This is a genomic window from Bradyrhizobium sp. SHOUNA76, assembly GCF_023006445.1.
Classification (GTDB): Bacteria; Pseudomonadota; Alphaproteobacteria; order Rhizobiales; family Xanthobacteraceae; genus Bradyrhizobium.
The window spans coordinates 1-901 of record NZ_JALBHA010000987.1; the positions used below are offsets into that span (position 1 = coordinate 1).

The window sequence follows — 901 nt, forward strand, 5'->3', positions numbered from 1 at the left end:
GCAGCAGCCGCACGCCGAGATCGGCGCGGCCGATGCGGCCGCCGGCATTGATGCGAGGACCCAGCATGAAGCCGAGATGCCATGCCTCGGGCGGGCCGTTGAGCCGCGCCACATCCATCAGCGCGGTATGACCGACATGATCGCGGCGCCGCATCGCGATCAGCCCCTTGGCGACGAAGGCGCGGTTGAGGCCGATCAGCGGCGCCACATCCGCAACCGTGCCGAGCGCGACGTGATGCAGCATGCCGAGCAGATCCGGCTCGGGCATTTCCGCGCTCCAGAAACCGCGCTGGCGCAGCTCGCGGTTGACCGCGACCAGCGTCACCAGCACGAGGCCGACGGCGGCGAGATGGCCAAGGCCGGAGAGATCGTCGAGCCGGTTCGGATTGACCAGCGCGTCGACCTCCGGCAGCTCCGTGCCGGCCTGGTGATGATCGATCACGACCACGGACATGCCGAGCCGCTTCGCTTCAGCCAGCGGCTCGATGCTGGTGGTACCGCAATCGACCGTGACGAGCAGCGTGGCGCCCCTGGCCGCCAGCCCGCGAACCGCTTCGACGTTCGGGCCATAACCCTCAAAGATGCGATCGGGAATGTGGATCAGCGGATCGAGCCCGCAATGGCGCAGGTGCCAGGCCAGCAGCGCCGCCGAGGTCGCGCCGTCGACGTCGTAGTCGCCGAAGATCGCGACCTTCTCTCCCTTCACGGCGGCATCCGCGATCCGCTTGGCGGCGGCCTCCATCTCCGTCACCGTGAACGGGTCCGGCAGGAGCTTGCGGATGGTCGGATCGAGGAAGTCCTCGACAGCGTCGATATCGACCCCGCGCCCCGCCAGCACCCGCGCCAGCAGCTCCGGGAGCTGGTGCCGCTGCACGATGGCAAGCGCCTTGGCCGCCCCGCG

General features: G+C 69.4%; 1 protein-coding gene. It reads right to left on the bottom strand.

Annotation, left to right across the window (positions count from 1 at the left end; all coding sequences use genetic code 11):
• Positions 1–901 (bottom strand): DHH family phosphoesterase (locus MOV74_RS39175; RefSeq protein ID WP_246932969.1); only part of this gene is annotated, 901 nt, incomplete at both ends.